This window comes from Pseudomonas sp. B21-019 (assembly GCF_024749225.1).
In the GTDB taxonomy this organism is placed as follows: Bacteria; Pseudomonadota; Gammaproteobacteria; order Pseudomonadales; family Pseudomonadaceae; genus Aquipseudomonas.
Genome location: NZ_CP087193.1, coordinates 1,159,214 through 1,176,305, shown reverse-complemented (window position 1 = coordinate 1,176,305; position 17,092 = coordinate 1,159,214). Strand labels below are relative to the sequence as shown.

11 protein-coding genes are annotated in these 17,092 nt (G+C 59.6%); 6 read left to right on the top strand and 5 right to left on the bottom strand.

The genetic code is table 11. The annotated features are described in order from the left end of the window. Positions 1 to 89: 89 nt before the first annotated feature. The 3 genes from LOY36_RS05180 to LOY36_RS05170 form a co-directional block, all read right to left on the bottom strand. Entirely contained in the window at positions 90 to 734 is a 645-nt protein-coding gene (locus LOY36_RS05180; RefSeq protein ID WP_258672476.1) for a Pr6Pr family membrane protein, read from the bottom strand. Between the two features lie 2 nt (positions 735 to 736). Further along, positions 737 to 967, bottom strand: coding sequence for a VF530 family DNA-binding protein (locus LOY36_RS05175; RefSeq protein WP_007941719.1), 231 nt, complete (start codon positions 965 to 967; stop codon positions 737 to 739). 161 nt (positions 968 to 1,128) lie between these two features. Then, positions 1,129 to 2,517 (bottom strand): PLP-dependent aminotransferase family protein, encoded by a 1,389-nt coding sequence (locus LOY36_RS05170; protein ID WP_258672475.1) that lies wholly within the window; start codon positions 2,515 to 2,517, stop codon positions 1,129 to 1,131. Positions 2,518 to 2,865: 348 nt separating this feature from the next. Here LOY36_RS05170 and LOY36_RS05165 point away from each other — a divergent pair, with 348 nt between their 5' ends. From LOY36_RS05165 to lon, 6 genes are all read left to right on the top strand, one after another. After that, positions 2,866 to 4,071: a benzoate/H(+) symporter BenE family transporter gene (locus tag LOY36_RS05165; protein ID WP_258672473.1), complete on the top strand. Its 1,206-nt coding sequence runs from the start codon at positions 2,866 to 2,868 to the stop codon at positions 4,069 to 4,071. After that, positions 4,068 to 4,199: a hypothetical protein gene (locus tag LOY36_RS05160; RefSeq protein WP_258672471.1), complete on the top strand. Its 132-nt coding sequence runs from the start codon at positions 4,068 to 4,070 to the stop codon at positions 4,197 to 4,199. The genes LOY36_RS05165 and LOY36_RS05160 overlap by 4 nt, the downstream gene beginning before the upstream one ends. A gap of 13 nt (positions 4,200 to 4,212) precedes the next feature. Beyond that, entirely contained in the window at positions 4,213 to 5,451 is a 1,239-nt protein-coding gene (glyA, locus tag LOY36_RS05155) for a serine hydroxymethyltransferase (protein ID WP_258672470.1), read from the top strand. Positions 5,452 to 5,694: 243 nt separating this feature from the next. Then, on the top strand, positions 5,695 to 7,077 hold the full coding sequence (locus LOY36_RS05150) for a carbohydrate porin (protein WP_258672469.1): 1,383 nt from the start codon (positions 5,695 to 5,697) through the stop codon (positions 7,075 to 7,077). Between the two features lie 151 nt (positions 7,078 to 7,228). Further along, positions 7,229 to 9,637, top strand: coding sequence for a glucose/quinate/shikimate family membrane-bound PQQ-dependent dehydrogenase (locus LOY36_RS05145; RefSeq protein ID WP_258672467.1), 2,409 nt, complete (start codon positions 7,229 to 7,231; stop codon positions 9,635 to 9,637). 335 nt (positions 9,638 to 9,972) lie between these two features. Further along, a complete protein-coding gene (gene lon / locus LOY36_RS05140; protein ID WP_019651314.1) occupies positions 9,973 to 12,390 on the top strand; it encodes an endopeptidase La in 2,418 nt (805 codons plus the stop codon). 124 nt (positions 12,391 to 12,514) lie between these two features. On the opposite strand, the gene LOY36_RS05135 is transcribed toward lon, so the two are convergent. Next, entirely contained in the window at positions 12,515 to 13,855 is a 1,341-nt protein-coding gene (locus LOY36_RS05135; RefSeq protein WP_258674143.1) for a Fic family protein, read from the bottom strand. A 159-nt stretch (positions 13,856 to 14,014) separates the two neighbouring features. After that, positions 14,015 to 17,086 (bottom strand): efflux RND transporter permease subunit, encoded by a 3,072-nt coding sequence (locus LOY36_RS05130; RefSeq protein WP_258672465.1) that lies wholly within the window; start codon positions 17,084 to 17,086, stop codon positions 14,015 to 14,017. Positions 17,087 to 17,092 lie beyond the last annotated feature (6 nt).

Genomic DNA, 17,092 nt, shown 5'->3' with positions numbered 1-17,092 from the left:
ACAACACGGTGTGTCAGAGGATACCTGGTTGCAGGTTCAGGGCTGCTTCGCAGCCCAGCGGGAGCAAGCTCCCTCGCCACAGTCAGTGTTCACTTGCGATCCGTGCGCCACCGATCCAACCCGATCACCAACAGTGAAACCAGCACAAACCCCGCCAACAATCCCCCTGCATTCACGAACACCTGTGGATAACCCAGTTTGTCGACGTCAATGAACGGATAGGGATAAACCGCCAGCAGATGCCCACGCCATAGCGAATAGCCGAAGTACACCAGCGGATAGATCACCCACAACGCAATGTGCCGCAGCCGCAACGTCCCCTTGGGTACACAGAACCACCAATAAACCAGGAACAGCAACGGCATGACGTCATGCATCAGCTCATCGGCCAGCCATTGCCAGCCTTCGGGATGCCATAAATGGCGCAACAACAGGCTGTACGCCAAACCGACCACGGCGATGCTCACCGCAATTGCGCTGCTGACCCACGGCTGCAAAAACCAGCGCCGCGCCGCTGACTCGCGGGACGTCAGTTCGCAGGTCAGCACCACCGCCACCAGCGTATTGGTCAGCACCGTGAAAAAGCTGAAAAAACTCACCAGCCCGCCCAGCAGACTGGCCGCGATACTCCAGCGGGCATAGAGAATCAGGTACATCTGAATGCTTAAACCCGCCCAGCCCAGAATCGCCGCCACGGCCACACAACGACGCCTCGCGGTCGAGGGTATGACCATGCTCAGACCGGGCGCTTGGTGCGCATCAGCTTCACGTACAGGCGTTCGACCTTCTCCCGCGCCCACGGGGTTTTGCGCAAAAAGGTCAGGCTCGACTTGATGCTCGGGTCGCTCTTGAAGCAGCGGATATCGATACGCTCGGCCAGCCCTGACCATTCGTAGTGCTCAACCAGGGCGTTGAGGATTTGCTCCAGCGTCACGCCGTGCAGGGGGTTGGTGTTCTGTTCGGTCATGCCGGGCCTTTGAGCGATGAAAGGATGAGAAGCCGCGCACCTTAGCGGAGGCTTTCGTCCGGTGGAAGGGCTCCGGCCGAAGGCATTCGTCAGAGGCTGAATTAACTGTAGGCGAGTTGGCCATCATCCGAGGGACAAACGTCAGGGGATAGCGCCTGGGCTCAGTAATAACGACGCGGGTCCGAATCGATCAGACTGGCCAGCTTGGTCAGGGCAAACCGCAATTCGTCCTGGCTGGTGGGCGACATCAACACCAGTCGCACGCAGCGCGTAATGCCGCTACGTTCGGCCTGGAACTGGGTGCCACTGAGAACCAGCACGCCGTTGGCACGGGCCAGCATGGTGAATTCGTCGCTGGTCCAGGGCTCGGGCAACGTTAACCAGACGTGGTAGGCATACGGCTGGGTCTTGAGCTCGAAATTGGCGAAGATTTCCTGAGCGATCGCCTGCCGTCCGGCGGCTTCGTTGCGCTGAATACGGATCAGCTTTTTATCCAGCCCCTCGGTGATCACATTGCTGGCCAACTGAGCGGTCAATGGCGACGGCATCCAGACGCTGCTGCGCACCATGGAGGTCAGGCGCGACAGCAGTTTCGGCGGGCTATAGAGATAGCCAATCCGCAAGGCCGGCATGACCGACTTCGACAGGCTGGTCAGGTACACCGAACGATCCGGGGCAAACGCCGACAGCGGTTTGATCGACGGGTCGGTGGCCAGAAAACCGTAAATGTCATCGTCCAGGATGATGAAGTCGAACTCCTCGGCCAATGCCGCGATTTGTGCCCGACGTTTTTGCGACATGATCGCCGCCGTCGGATTCTGACAGGTCGCCACACAGACCAGCATCGCCGGTTTCTCACGCTGGCACAGTTCGCGCAGCGCTTCGGGAATGATCCCTTCATCGTCCATTGGCACGCCACGCAGGCGTCGTTCCAGTCCATGGGCAAGGGAAATGATGCCGGGGTAGCAGAGCTCCTCGCAGAGCACCAGATCACCGGCGTTGGTCAACGCACTCATCGCGACCATCAAACCATGCTGGGCGCCGGCGGTGATCACCACTTGCTGCCATTGTGCATCGGGCAACGAATGGCGCAGCCATTGCGCGCCCGCCTCGCGATGAGCCGGATGACCGCCATCGGGTGCGTAATCGAGGGCATCGGCAAAATCCGTGCTTTTGGCCATGCCCACCAAGGCTCCGCGCAACCAGTATTCCAGGGTTTCGCTGTAAGGCTTGATGATCGAAAGGTCCAGTAACTCAGACTGCCCAAGATTCAGCGAGGCGGCACTGTTGCTGGCCGGCAATTCCAACTGCTTCTGGTTGAGCACATAAGTGCCGCGCCCTACTTCCCCCTGCACCAGACGCCGCCGATGGGCTTCGCTATAGGCACGGCTGATGGTACCGGGCGTGACATTCAGCGTGGTGGCCAGCTCCCGCAAGGTCGGCAGACGATCACCTTCGTTCAACACGCCGTTGCTGATATCGCGCGCCAACGCATCGGCAATCGACAAATACATCGGCTGGTTGAATTCGCTTAGCTGAGGAACCCACATGAATGACCGCTACCATCGTAGAAATGATGAATATCCGAGCATATCACAGGGTGGTCAGGCAACTAATAAATGGACTCAATCAATAAATTGAGTCGATTGATTCGGCGAATTAATCGAAAAGCATCTTTCACGTAAAATATTTTAAAACCAATAAATATGCTTATAAATCAATTAGTTATTTAAAAAAAATCTGACAAATACACCTTGATAACCAAAAAGCATCACGTAACAACCCATCCACCCATTGAATCAACTCAATTCATTCAAATACACTCATCTCGAATCAAAGCAATCGACTCAATCTCAATTCTGAATCACCGCGTGCCCGCCACGCCAAGTCGAGACATCATGGACACACTCAGAAAGGATCTATCCCTGTCAGCGATCATTGCAGGCTTCATCGCCGTGATCATTTCCTATGCCGGCCCGCTGATCATCGTGTTTCAGGCGGCCCGGGAAGCGCACCTGCCCAACGATCAAGTGTCGTCCTGGATCTGGGCTATTTCCATTGGCAGCGGCATTACCGGTCTGTTATTGAGCTGGCGTTTGCGGATTCCGGTGATTACGGCATGGTCGACACCGGGTGCGGCGTTGCTGGTGTCGATGCTGCCCACGGTTTCCCTGCCCGAGGCCATCGGCGCCTATGTGGTCGCTTCGGTGATTATCGCGGTGGTCGGCTTGTCCGGTGCGTTCGACAAACTGATGAATCGCCTGCCCAAAGCCATCGCCGCCGCCATGCTCGCCGGCATCCTGTTTCGTTTCGGCGCCGAACTCTTCACCTCGATCAAGCTGCAGCCGAGCCTGGTGCTGTCAATGATCGCGGCGTACCTGATCTTCAAACGCTTTTCACCGCGCTACGCCATCCTGTCGGTATTGATTGTCGGCTGCGCCGTGGCCGCCTCGTTCGGTGCACTCAACACCGGTTCGATCACCATTGATCTCGCTCACCCGATCTTCATCGCCCCGCAGTGGAGCTGGCACGCGATCATCAATATCGGCCTGCCGCTGGCCCTCGTCACCCTGACCGGGCAGTACGTGCCGGGCATGGCGGTGTTGCGCACCTCGGGCTATAACACGCCTGCGCGCTCGATCATTTCGGTCACGGCCATCGGCTCGATTTTGATGGCGCCATTCGGCTCCCATGGCTTAAACCTGGCGGCCATCACCGCCGCTATCTGCACCGGCCGCGAAGCCCATGAAGATCGCGACAAGCGCTACATCGCCGGGATCGCCTGCGGGGTGTTCTACATTCTGATGGGCATCTTCGGCGCGACCCTCGCTTCGGTGTTTTCTGCCTTGCCCAAAGAGCTGATCGCCTCCCTCGCCGGCCTGGCCCTGTTCGGGGCGATCAGCGCCGGGCTGACCGGCGCCATGGCTGAAGAGAAACAACGTGAAGCCGCGCTGATCACCTTCCTGGTCACCGCCTCGGGCATGAGCTTCCTGGGGCTGGCCGCTGCATTCTGGGGGCTGATCTTCGGGCTCGTGGCACATTTCGTACTGACCTACACCCGGGAAAGCAAAGCCGGCACCGTCGCCGAGGGCAGCCGACCATGACTGCGCGTGACGACTTCACGGGCAGCGGTCTGAAAGACACGTCCATTTTTCTTTCCGATACCAGCAAAAGCCAGTCACGGGTGTTGCCGCGTCACGCGCCAGCCCCCTTGGCTGAAGCACTTATTTAAAGGAATGCCCTCCATGAGCCTGCAGAATCTAGACCCCACCCTCGCTCGCCTGATCAGCCGCGAACGCAACCGCCAGGAAACCCACCTGGAGTTGATCGCCTCGGAAAACTACGTCAGCGAAGAAGTGCTGGAAGCCCAAGGTTCGGTGCTGACCAACAAGTACGCCGAAGGCTACCCAGGCAAGCGCTATTACGGTGGCTGCAAAGTGGTCGACGAGATTGAAAGCCTCGCCATCGAACGTGCCTGCAAACTGTTTGGCAGCGAATATGCCAACGTCCAGCCGCACTCCGGCTCCCAGGCCAACCAGGCCGTGTTTCTCGCGGTGCTCAACCCTGGCGACACGATTCTGGGAATGTCCCTGGCCGATGGCGGCCACTTGACCCATGGCGCCTCGGTAAACTTCTCCGGCAAGTTCTACACCGCCTATTCTTACGGCCTGGAAAAACACAGCGAAACCCTCGACTACGCCGAGATGGAAGCCCTGGCCCGGGAACACCGACCGAAAATGATCATTGCCGGTGCCTCGGCGTATTCCAGAACCATCGACTTCCAGCGTTTTCGCAACATCTGCGATGAAATCGGGGCGTACCTGATGGTCGACATGGCGCACTACGCCGGACTCATCGCCGCCGGCCTGTACCCCTCGCCGGTCGGCATTGCCGACTTCGTCACCTCGACCACTCATAAAACGCTGCGCGGCCCACGGGGCGGTCTGATCCTGGCCAAACGCGAACATGCGGCGTTGCTCGACAAGACGATATTCCCGGTCTATCAGGGTGGACCTCTGATGCACGTCATCGCCGCCAAGGCCGTAGCGCTCAACGAAGCCCTCGGTGATGAGTTCAAGCACTATCAGCAACGCGTCATCGACAACGCCAGGACCATGGCGAATATCCTTACTCGACGCGGCCTGCGGGTGGTGTCAGGGGGCACCGACTGCCACATGTTCCTGCTCGATCTGCGCGCGAAGAACATCACCGGAAAAGATGCCGAGGCGTTACTCGAGAGCGCCCACATCACCTTGAACAAGAACGCGATCCCCGACGATCCGCAAAAACCTGCGATCACCAGCGGCATTCGCATTGGCACACCCGCCCTGACCACGCGCGGCTTCGGCGAAGCTGAATGCGCCGAAGTGGCCAACCTGATTGCCGACCTGCTTGAGCAACCGACCAATGCGGCGCTGCTGGACAATGTCCGTCGACGGGTGATGCATTTGTGTGAATGTTTCCCGGTCTATCTGTTGAATTAACAGCACTGAAACATAAGAAGGCGGACGCTTCAGTCCGCCTTTTTTTGGCACCATCCGGCACTGCGGCGACCGGTCGCAGCCGACTGTTACCAAATCCGAAAGGATCCATGTCAGTAAAAGCCCTTTCTCAATGTGTTACAGAACATTATCCTTACGCCCGTCCTGCTGAAACGCTTCTCCCCTGCTGCATTCCTGCTGCGTTCAGCGCATCCCCTTTAGAAAAAGATCAAGAATTCCTTCTCTATGCCTGATTTTCAAACTCCGCGAGACAGCGCTGTCTCACCCGCTGTGTCCGGCCGGAAAGCCCTGAATCTGATCAGCGGGTTCACCGCACTGGGCCTTGCCACTTGCACCCAGGCCGCGCCAGCCTTCGATAGCGACTCGCCATGGATGCTCGGTGACTGGAACGGCACTCGCACCGAACTTTCGGAAAAAGGCTACGACTTCAAAGTCGATTACACCGGCGAAATGGGCAGCAACCTGCACGGTGGCTACGACCATGACCGTACCGCGCGCTACAGCGATCAGTTTGCCTTGGGTACTCACCTGGACTTGCAGAAGATTCTGGGTTGGGACGACGCTGAATTTCAGCTGACCATCACCGAACGCAACGGCAACAACATCAGCAACGACCGGATCAACGACCCGCGTGTCGGCGGTTTCACCTCGGCGCAGGAAGTCTGGGGCCGTGGCCAGACCTGGCGCCTGACGCAGATGTGGTATCAGCAGAAATTCTTCGACCAGAAGCTCGACATCAAGGTCGGCCGCTTTGGCGAGGGTGAAGACTTCAACAGCTTCCCCTGCGACTTCCAGAACCTGGCGTTCTGCGGCTCCCAGGTCGGTAACTGGGTCGGTGGCATCTGGTACAACTGGCCGGTCAGCCAGTGGGCCATGCGCGTCAAATATCACCTGACGCCCGAGCTCTACGCGCAAGTCGGGGCTTACGAGCAAAACCCGTCCAATCTGGATCGTGACAACGGTTTCAAGCTCAGCGGCAGCGGCACTCAGGGCGCAATCCTGCCGGTAGAACTGGTCTGGACCCCGAAGCTCAATGGCCTGCCGGGTGAATACCGCGCTGGTTACTACTACAGCAGCGCCAAGGCCAGCGACGTCTATAAGGACAGCCATGGCCAGCCGGCCGCCCTGAGCGGCGAGGCTTACCGCAGTGCATCGAGCAAGCATGGCGTATGGCTCGGTATTCAGCAGCAACTGACCAGCCGCGCCAGCGACAATTCACGCGGCCTGAGTGTGTTCGCCAACGCCACGATGCACGACAAGAAGACCAACGCCATCGACAACTATGTCCAGGCCGGCGTCGTCTACAAAGGCCTGTTCGATGCCCGCGCCAAGGACGATATCGGCTTCGCGCTGGCCCGTGTCCACGTCAACCCGGCCTACCGCAAGAACGCCGAGGCGACCAATCAGGCCCGCGCCGTCCAGGACTTCGACGATCCGTCGTTCCTGCCCCCGCAAGACACCGAATACAGCAGCGAGCTCTATTACGGCGTGCACGTCACTAACTGGCTGACCGTGCGCCCGAACCTGCAATACATCCGCCACCCCGGTGGCGTCGACAAGGTCGACGACGCGCTGATTGGCGGGATCAAGATCCAGTCATCGTTCTAATTAAACGCATAAAACCTGTGGGAGCGGGCAAGCCTGCTCCCACAGGGACCGCATCAACCAAACACTTTTTCGATGAACCATGCCCGCGCCAGATCGTCATCTACAGTGACTACTGCGCGGGACTACTTAAAACGTCACGGAGAACCACACTATGAGCACTGATGGTGCTTTGAGTCGAAGCCGTCTATTGCCGACCCTGCTCGGCATTCTGCTTCTACTAATGGGCCTGGCCTTGCTGGCCGGGGGGATCAAGCTGAGCATGCTCGGCGGCTCGCTGTATTACCTGCTGGCCGGTATCGGCCTGATGGTGGCCGGTGGGCTGCTGCTGGCCGACCGTTATGCGGCGCTGAGCGTGTACGCTGTGGTGCTGTTCGCCAGTACCGTCTGGGCACTGTGGGAAGTCGGTCTGGACTGGTGGCAACTGGTGCCGCGTCTGGCGCTGCTCTTTACCCTCGGCATCGTCATGCTGCTGCCATGGTTTCGTCGCCCGTTGCGTCGCGGCGACTTCAACCCGGTCGGCACCGGTGTGCTGAGTGCTGCCGTGGTCATCGCCGGTATCGCCGCGCTGGCCAGCCTGTTCACCAACCCCGGTGAAATCAAAGGCCAACTGGACCGTGACGCCGTGCCTGGCATGAGCAACACCGCCCCGGCCATGCCGGATGGCGACTGGAACTCCTACGGCCGCAGTGCCCATGGCGATCGCTACTCGCCACTGGCGCAAATCACCCCGCAGAACGTCAGCAAACTGGTTCCCGCCTGGACTTTCCGCACCGGTGACCTGCCTGGCCCGAACGACCCGGGCGAAACCACCGCCGAAAACACCCCGCTCAAAGCCAACGGCATGCTCTATGTCTGCACGCCGCACAGCCAGGTGATCGCACTGGACCCGGACACCGGCAAGGAAATCTGGCGTTTCGACCCGAAGCTCTCCACGCAGAACGCAGCGAACTTCAAGGGTTGGGCGCACATGACCTGCCGTGGCGTGACCTATCACGATGATGCCGCCTACGCGTCCGAGCAGAGCCCGACCGGCACTGCCAACCCGCCAGTGACCAGCGTCTGCCCGCGCCGTATTTTCCTGCCGACCGCCGACACCCGCCTGATCGCCCTGAACGCCGACACCGGCAAAATGTGCGAAGACTTCGGTAACGGTGGCCAGGTCGACCTGACCGCCAACATCGGCGGCTTCACCCCTGGTGGTTACTACTCCACTTCGCCACCGGCGGTCACCAAAGACCTGGTGGTGATTGGCGGCCACGTCACCGACAACGTTTCCACCGACGAGCCAAGCGGCGTCATCCGCGCGTTCGACGTGCACACCGGCAAACTGGTGTGGAACTGGGACAGCGGCAATCCGGACGACACCACGCCGATTGCCGAAGGCAAGGTCTACACCCGCAACTCGCCGAACATGTGGTCCATGTTCGCCGTCGACGAAAAACTCGGCATGCTCTACCTGCCGATGGGCAACCAGACCCCGGATCAGTTCGGTGGCGCGCGTACCCCTGAATCGGAACTGCACTCCGCCGGCCTGACCGCGCTGGACATCGCCACCGGCAAAGTGCGCTGGCACTTCCAGTTCACTCACCATGACCTGTGGGACATGGACGTCGGTGGCCAGCCAACCCTGATGGACCTGAAAACCGCAGACGGTGTGAAGCAGGCGGTGCTTGCGTCCACCAAGCAAGGCAGCATTTACGTGCTGGACCGCAGCAACGGCAAGGCCATCGTGCCGATCAACGAAGTGCCGGTGCCACAAGGCGCTGTCGAAGGTGATCACACCTCGCCGACCCAACCGAAATCCGACCTGAACCTGATGCCGCCGCCGCTGAAAGAGCGCGACATGTGGGGCGTCACCCCGTTCGACCAACTGATCTGCCGGATCAACTTCAAATCCCTGCGCTACGACGGCCCGTTCACGCCGCCATCGCTACAAGGTTCGATCGTTTATCCAGGCAACTTCGGTGTGTTCGACTGGGGTGGTATCTCGGTTGACCCGGTGCGTCAGATTGCTTTCATGAACCCGGACTACATGGCGTTCAAATCGAAACTGATCCCCGCCGCCGAAATCGCAGCCCAAGGCCCGCGTAAAAGCGAAACCGAAGGTGTGCAGCCGAACAAAGGCGCGCCATACGGCGTCATCCTCGAACCCCTGCTCTCGCCAATGGGCCTGCCGTGCCAGGCACCGGCCTGGGGTTACGTGACAGCGGTCGACCTGACCACCAGCAAAATCATCTGGAAACACAAAAACGGCACCGTGCGCGACAGCTCGCCGGTTCCGATCCCTCTGAGCATGGGCGTACCGAGCCTGGGCGGGACCTTCACCACTGCCGGTGGCGTAGCCTTCCTGAGCGGCACCCTCGACCAGTACCTGCGCGCCTACGACGTGAAAAACGGCAAGCAGCTGTGGGAAGGCCGCCTGCCAGCCGGCGCGCAAACCACACCGATGACCTACACCGGCAAGGACGGCAAGCAATACGTGCTCGTCGTTGCGGGCGGTCACGGATCGCTGGGCACCAAGCAAGGTGACTATGTGATTGCGTACAAACTGTCGGAATAAGCGGTAGCGGCAGTTAAAACAAAGGCGACGCCCTGTGAGGGGCGTCGCCTTTTTTTGTGGGCGCTGCAATCCCCGCCATCCCCAAAATCCCTGTAGGAGCGAGGCTTGCCCGCGAAGGCGATTTCACATTCAACATTGAAGTCGCCTGATACACCGCCTTCGCGGGCAAGCCTCGCTCCTACAGTAGGGCGGCGTGCATCTTTTGATCTGGCTTTTGACCTTGATCCACCCGCACCTGTCAAAACCCTGAACACACACTCTGAAATAGCCAGGCCCATTGAAACCACCCCCCACCTGCCCCATCTAAGATCCATACCCTATTGCGCAGGTGCCCCATGACCGACCAGCAAGAATTCCCCGAAGACCCGAGCGAATACGCCGAAACAGACAACAACGAACACCCTTCAACCGGCAAAGGCCTCACCCTGCCTGGCCAGAACCTGCCGGACAAGGTCTACATCATCCCGATCCACAACCGGCCTTTCTTCCCGGCGCAAGTGCTGCCGGTGATCGTCAACGAAGAGCCGTGGGCCGAGACTCTCGAACTGGTGAGCCAGTCCGACCACCATTCTCTGGCCCTGTTCTTCATGGACGCCCCCCAGGACAACCCGCGCCATTTCGACACCAAAGCCCTGCCGGAATACGGCACGCTGGTCAAAGTCCATCACGCCAGCCGCGAAAACGGCAAACTGCAATTCGTCGCCCAGGGCCTGACCCGGGTGCGCATCAAAACCTGGCTCAAGCACCATCGCCCACCGTACCTGGTGGAAGTCGAATACCCGCACCAGCCCACCGAGCCGACCGACGAGGTCAAGGCCTACGGCATGGCGCTGATCAATGCGATCAAAGAGCTGCTGCCGCTGAACCCGCTGTACAGCGAAGAGTTGAAAAACTACCTCAACCGCTTCAGCCCCAACGATCCGTCGCCCCTGACCGACTTCGCCGCCGCCCTGACCTCGGCCACGGGCAGCGAACTGCAAGAAGTGCTCGACTGCGTGCCGATGCTCAAGCGCATGGAAAAAGTCCTGCCGATGCTGCGCAAGGAAGTCGAAGTCGCGCGCTTGCAGAAAGAGATTTCCGCTGAAGTTAACCGCAAGATTGGCGAACATCAGCGCGAGTTTTTCCTCAAAGAACAACTCAAGGTCATCCAGCAAGAGCTGGGGCTGACCAAGGACGACCGTAGCGCCGACATCGAGCAGTTCGAGCAACGCCTGACGGGCAAGGTGTTGTCGCCCCAGGCGCAGAAACGCATCGTTGAGGAAATGAACAAACTGTCGATCCTCGAAACCGGATCGCCGGAATACGCGGTGACCCGCAACTACCTCGACTGGGCGACCTCAGTGCCGTGGGGCGTGTACGGCGAGGACAAACTCGACCTCAAGCACGCGCGCAAGGTGCTGGATAAACACCACGCCGGCCTCGACGACATCAAGGACCGCATCCTCGAATTCCTCGCGGTCGGTGCCTATAAAGGCGAGATCAGCGGCTCCATCGTCTTGCTGGTGGGCCCGCCGGGCGTGGGCAAGACCAGCGTCGGCAAATCCATCGCCGAATCCCTGGGGCGGCCGTTCTATCGCTTCAGCCTCGGCGGCATGCGCGACGAAGCCGAGATCAAGGGCCATCGCCGCACCTACATCGGCGCACAACCGGGCAAACTCGTCCAGGCGTTGAAAGACGTCGAAGTGATGAACCCGGTGATCATGCTCGACGAGATCGACAAGATGGGCCAGAGCTACCAGGGCGACCCGGCCTCGGCGCTGCTGGAAACCCTCGACCCGGAACAGAACGTCGAATTCCTCGACCATTACCTGGACTTGCGCCTGGACCTGTCGAAAGTGCTATTCGTCTGCACCGCCAACACCCTGGACTCTATCCCCGGCCCGTTGCTGGACCGGATGGAAGTGATTCGCCTGTCGGGTTACATCACCGAAGAAAAAGTCGCCATCGCCAAGCGTCACCTGTGGCCGAAACAGCTGGAAAAGGCCGGCGTCTCCAAAGGCAACTTGAGCATTAGCGACACTGCATTGAGGGCCTTGATCGACGGCTATGCCCGAGAGGCCGGAGTCCGTCAGCTGGAGAAAAACCTCGGCAAACTGGTGCGCAAAGCGGTGATGAAACTGCTCGACGAACCGAAAGCCGTCATCAAACTCGGCCCCAAAGACCTGGAAGCCTCACTCGGCCGTCCGGTGTTCCGCAACGAGCAAGTGCTGTCCGGCGTCGGCGTGATCACCGGACTGGCCTGGACCAGCATGGGCGGCGCGACCCTGCCGATCGAAGCCACGCGCATCCACACCCTCAACCGAGGCTTCAAACTCACCGGGCAGCTGGGGGACGTGATGAAAGAGTCGGCGGAAATCGCCTACAGCTACGTCAGCTCCCATCTGAAGCAATTCGGCGGTGACCCGACGTTCTTCGATGAAGCCTTCGTCCACCTCCACGTACCGGAAGGCGCAACGCCGAAAGACGGCCCGAGCGCCGGCGTGACCATGGCCAGCGCCCTGCTCTCCCTCGCCCGCAACCAACCGCCGAAAAAAGGCGTGGCCATGACCGGTGAACTGACGCTGACCGGGCATGTACTGCCGATTGGCGGTGTGCGCGAGAAAGTCATCGCGGCGCGTCGGCAGAAGATCAATGAACTGATTTTGCCGGAGCCGAACCGGGGTAACTTCGAGGAGTTGCCGGACTACCTGAAGGAAGGCATTACCGTGCACTTTGCCAAGCGCTTTGCGGATGTGGCGAAGATATTGTTCTGAGCCGTCACCTGATCGTTTCAATGGGTTGGGAATAATCAGACTCAGCAAAAAGCCCGCTGACCTTTTAAGGGGTCAGCGGGCTTTTCACTTATGTCACAAGTCAACAATGGCAGCTTGCCAGCGCCTATGGCACTCCGCGCAAGAAGAACACCCACTCCCTGCCCATTTTCCTCTTCTCGAACACGTTCAACCCAACCAACCCATTCAAGGTCGCCGACGCGGTGTTGTAAGAGCAGTCCAGATTCTCCTTCACATTGACCGCCGTAAATTCCTTGGCCATTCCACTCTTGGCCACTTGGTATACAGCTCGTTGCCTCTCGGTCAATTGATCGAAAAAACCGGATTCCAACAACCATCGATCAAAGTTCTCGGCATAAGCCAGACTTTTCCGATAGGCCTCAGTAAAACCACTGACAGCACGCAGAATCACCGAACACTGGAAATCGATGAAATATGTCAGGTCCAGCTCATCAGCTTCCGTATTCAGATACGAGCGGCCATATTTCACCGGCGCATTGCGCAGCAAAATGCTGATCGCTATATAACGAAAGGCCGAGAAGTCATTTTTGAACATGAACCAGTAAAACAGCGCCCGCGCGACCCGGCCGTTGCCGTCGCGAAAAGGATGCTCATAACCCAACGCAAAATGCAGGGCGATGCCTTTTATCAACGGATGAAGATAATCCACTTGATAGGGGTCGTTGTGGGACTGATTGATCCAGTTCGACAGCACCTGCAGCCGTGACACCAGCCCTGCTGCGGGCGGTGGTGTATGAACGGTATTGCCCTCGCCATCCTGCACCACCACATCATCGTTGGCCCTGAAAGCCCCGGGTGAATATTGAGTGTCATCGATGCCCTCGACGCCGACACGATGCATCGCCGTAATCAGCTCGACGCTCAAGGGTTCATAACGCTTTTCCCAGGCGAAGTTCATCATTTTGTAGTTGCCGATGACCATCCGCTCATCCGGCGTACGCGGCAGCCGCTTGCGCTTGAGCATATCTTTTGCCACTCGGGTAGTGGTCGCTGCACCTTCGAGTTGGCTGCTGCTGATTGCTTCATCTTCGATCAGATCGTTAAGCAGATAGCTGAAATGCGCATGCTCGCCGATCTGGCTGGTCATGTGTTCCAGCGCTGCCGTTGTCGCTTGCCGATCGACGGCAGAAACCGCTTTCTGCGCCAGCGGCGTGAGCACGAAGCGACCCCATTGGACAGGCTCGCCCAATGGCAGAAGGGTTGAGTACTGGGCGGTCCGGGCTTTTTTGACCAAGGCCCAGCACAGATTCGAGTCCAGCCCCGGCGCCCAGCGGTAGCGCAAGTCATCGAATGGAAGGTAACGCCCCTGATCGTCCAGAGGCTTGAGCAGTGCGAGGTAGTCCGAGAGGCGTTCCTTATTGGGCGATTGCCCCAACCGATCGAACACCGGGTCGGATCTGCCCTTCAGCATGGGCGGCTTTTTCATCATTGCTGTCTCAAAAACTCACGAAACCGAGTCTCGAGTACAACACCGCCCTTGCTCTGACTCAATATCAGACGGATCTGAAATACATGTAGGAGCTACCGCAGGATGCTCCTACAAGGGAAGGCGGCGAGCCAAACCACGAGGCCGAGGCCGCCAAGATCAAACGGGCTCTTTCCTGACCCTGAACCAAGCCGCATACAACGCCGGCAAGAACAGCAACGTCAACGCCGTCGCCACAATCAGCCCGCCCATGATCGCCACCGCCATCGGCCCGAAAAACACACTGCGCGATAATGGAATCATCGCCAGCACCGCCGCCAGCGCGGTCAACACAATCGGCCGGAAACGTCGCACCGTCGCCTCGATGATCGCCTGCCAGGGCTTGAGCCCGGCAGCGATGTCCTGCTCGATCTGGTCCACCAGAATCACCGAGTTACGCATGATCATCCCGGACAAGGCGATGGTCCCGAGCATGGCGACGAAACCGAACGGCTGACGGAACACCATCAGGAACAACGTCACCCCGATCAACCCCAGCGGCGCGGTCAGAAACACCATGGCAGTGCGTGAGAAACTGCGCAGTTGCAGCATCAGCAACGTCAGCACCACCACGATGAACAGCGGCACGCCGGCCTTCACCGAGTTCTGCCCACGGGCCGAGTCTTCCACCGTACCGCCGACTTCCAGCAGATAGCCGTCCGGCAGTTCGGCGCGGATCGGATCGAGGGTCGGCATGATTTGCTGCACCAGTGTCGCCGGTTGTTCCTTGCCGTAGATGTCGGCGCGAACCGTCACGTTGGGCAGGCGGTTACGGTGCCAGATGATGCCTTCTTCGAAGCCGTATTCCAGCGTGGCAATCTGCGACAACGCCACGCTGCGACCGTTGTCGGTCGGCACGGCCAGGCTCGGCAGCAACGCCAGCTCAGTGCGCTCATGCACCGTGCCGCGCAGCAGGATCTCGATCAATTCGTTGTCTTCGCGGTACTGACTGACACTGGAGCCGGTCAGCGAGCTTCGCAGGAACCCCGAGAGGTTCGCCGTGCTCACGCCCAGCGCCCGCGCGCGGTCCTGATCGACGTTCAGGTACACGACTTTGCTCGGCTCTTCCCAGTCCAGATGCACGTTGGCCACGTGTGGATTCTCGCGAACCTTGGCCGCGACTTTACGCGCCAGGGCGCGGACGTCCGCAATGTGTTCACCGGTGACCCGGAACTGCACCGGATAGCCAACCGGCGGGCCGTTTTCCAGACGCGTGACCCGCGAGCGCAGGGCCGGGAATTGTTCATTGAGGGTTTCGATCAGCCAAGTGCGCAGGGTTTCGCGGTCTTCGATGGTTTTGGCCAGGACAACAAATTGCGCGAAGCTTGCGGCCGGAAGTTGCTGGTCCAGCGGCAGGTAGAAACGCGGCGAACCGGTGCCGACATAAGCCACATAGTTGTCGATCCCGGCGTGATCCTTGAGCAGGCCTTCGAGACGCTTGACCTCCTCGGCGGTGTTGCTCAGGGAGGCACCTTCGGCGAGTTTCAGATCAACCATCAATTCCAGTCGCCCCGATGCCGGGAAGAACTGCTGCGGCACGAAACGGAACAACACCACGGACGCGACGAACATCACGATGGTCAGCACGATCACCGTTTTGCGCCGGCGTACGCACCACTCCACCAGCCGTCTGACGCGCTGATAGAACGGCGTGCCGTAAGGGTCGGGTTGGCCGTCGCCAGTGCCGTGTTTGGCGGCGTGAATTTTCGCCAGGTCCGGCAGAAGTTTCTCCCCCAGATAAGGCACAAAAACCACGGCGGCCACCCACGACGCCAACAGCGCGATGGTCACCACCTGGAAGATCGAGCGAGTGTATTCACCGGTGCCCGATTGCGCGGTGGCAATCGGCAGGAAACCGGCGGCGGTGATCAACGTACCGGTGAGCATCGGGAACGCGGTGCTGGTCCAGGCATAGCTGGCAGCCTTGATCCGGTCGAAGCCCTGCTCCATTTTGATCGCCATCATTTCCACGGCGATGATCGCGTCGTCCACCAGCAGGCCCAGCGCCAGCACCAGCGCGCCGAGGGAAATCTTGTGCAGGCCTATCCCTAAGTAATACATGCAGGCGAACGTCATCGCCAACACCAGCGGTATCGCCAGCGCTACGACCATGCCGGTGCGCACGCCAAGGGAGAAGAAGCTCACCAGCAACACAATCGCCAGGGCCTCCACCAGTACCTGAACGAACTCGCCCACACCGGTTTTCACCGCGGCGGGTTGATCGGAGACTTTGCGCAACTGCATGCCGGCCGGCAGGTTTTGCTGAATCCGGGCGAACTCGATTTCCAGCGCCTTGCCCAATACCAGAATATCGCCACCGTCCTTCATGGCCACCGCCAGACCGATGGCGTCTTCAGCCATGAAGCGCATGCGCGGCGCCGGTGGATCGTTGAAGCCACGACGAACGTCCGCCACATCACCGATGCGGAACGTGCGATCTGCGACGCGGATCGGGAAGTTCTTGATCTCGTCGACCGTCTGAAAATTCCCCGAGACCCGTAGCTGCAAACGCTCGCTGGTGGTTTCGAAGAAGCCGGCGGTGGACATCGCGTTCTGTTCTTCAAGTGCCTGCTGCACCGCCGCCAGCGGCACCCCGAGGGTGGCCAGTTTAACGTTGGAGAGTTCGATCCAGACCTTCTCGTCCTGCAACCCGAGCAGGTCGACCTTGCCCACATCCTTGACCCGTTGCAGCTGGATCTGGATGCGGTCGGCGTAATCCTTGAGCACTGCGTAATCAAAGCCCTCGCCGGTCAGGGCGTAGATGTTGCCGAACGTGGTGCCGAACTCATCGTTGAAAAACGGGCCCTGGATCCCCGGTGGCAGGGTCTGGCGAATATCGCTGATTTTCTTGCGGACCTGATACCAGAGGTCCGGGATATCCACCGAATGCATGGAATCGCGCGCCATGAACGTCACCTGGGACTCGCCCGGGCGGGAGAACGAGGTGATCCGTTCGTACTCCCCGGTTTCCATCAGTTTCTTTTCAATACGCTCGGTGACCTGGCGCGCCACTTCCTCGGCCGTGGCCCCCGGCCAGTTGGTACGAATTACCATGGCCTTGAAGGTGAACGGCGGGTCTTCGCTTTGGCCAAGCTTGGTGTAGGACAACGCCCCGACGACAGCCAGCAGGAGCATCAGGAACAGTACGATCTGGCGGTTACGCAGCGCCCATTCGGATAGATTGAAACCCATCGGGGA

Bases quoted from the DNA above. Each gene is read 5' to 3' on its own strand.
- LOY36_RS05170 (WP_258672475.1), bottom strand. From the start codon at position 2,517: ATGTGGGTTCCTCAGCTAAGCGAATTCAACCAGCCGATGTATTTGTCG.
- LOY36_RS05145 (WP_258672467.1), top strand. From the start codon at position 7,229: ATGAGCACTGATGGTGCTTTGAGTCGAAGCCGTCTATTGCCGACCCTG.
- lon (WP_019651314.1), top strand. From the start codon at position 9,973: ATGACCGACCAGCAAGAATTCCCCGAAGACCCGAGCGAATACGCCGAA.
- LOY36_RS05150 (WP_258672469.1), top strand. From the start codon at position 5,695: ATGCCTGATTTTCAAACTCCGCGAGACAGCGCTGTCTCACCCGCTGTG.
- LOY36_RS05135 (WP_258674143.1), bottom strand. From the start codon at position 13,855: ATGAAAAAGCCGCCCATGCTGAAGGGCAGATCCGACCCGGTGTTCGAT.
- LOY36_RS05130 (WP_258672465.1), bottom strand. From the start codon at position 17,086: ATGGGTTTCAATCTATCCGAATGGGCGCTGCGTAACCGCCAGATCGTA.
- LOY36_RS05160 (WP_258672471.1), top strand. From the start codon at position 4,068: ATGACTGCGCGTGACGACTTCACGGGCAGCGGTCTGAAAGACACGTCC.
- LOY36_RS05175 (WP_007941719.1), bottom strand. From the start codon at position 967: ATGACCGAACAGAACACCAACCCCCTGCACGGCGTGACGCTGGAGCAA.
- LOY36_RS05180 (WP_258672476.1), bottom strand. From the start codon at position 734: ATGGTCATACCCTCGACCGCGAGGCGTCGTTGTGTGGCCGTGGCGGCG.
- glyA (WP_258672470.1), top strand. From the start codon at position 4,213: ATGAGCCTGCAGAATCTAGACCCCACCCTCGCTCGCCTGATCAGCCGC.
- LOY36_RS05165 (WP_258672473.1), top strand. From the start codon at position 2,866: ATGGACACACTCAGAAAGGATCTATCCCTGTCAGCGATCATTGCAGGC.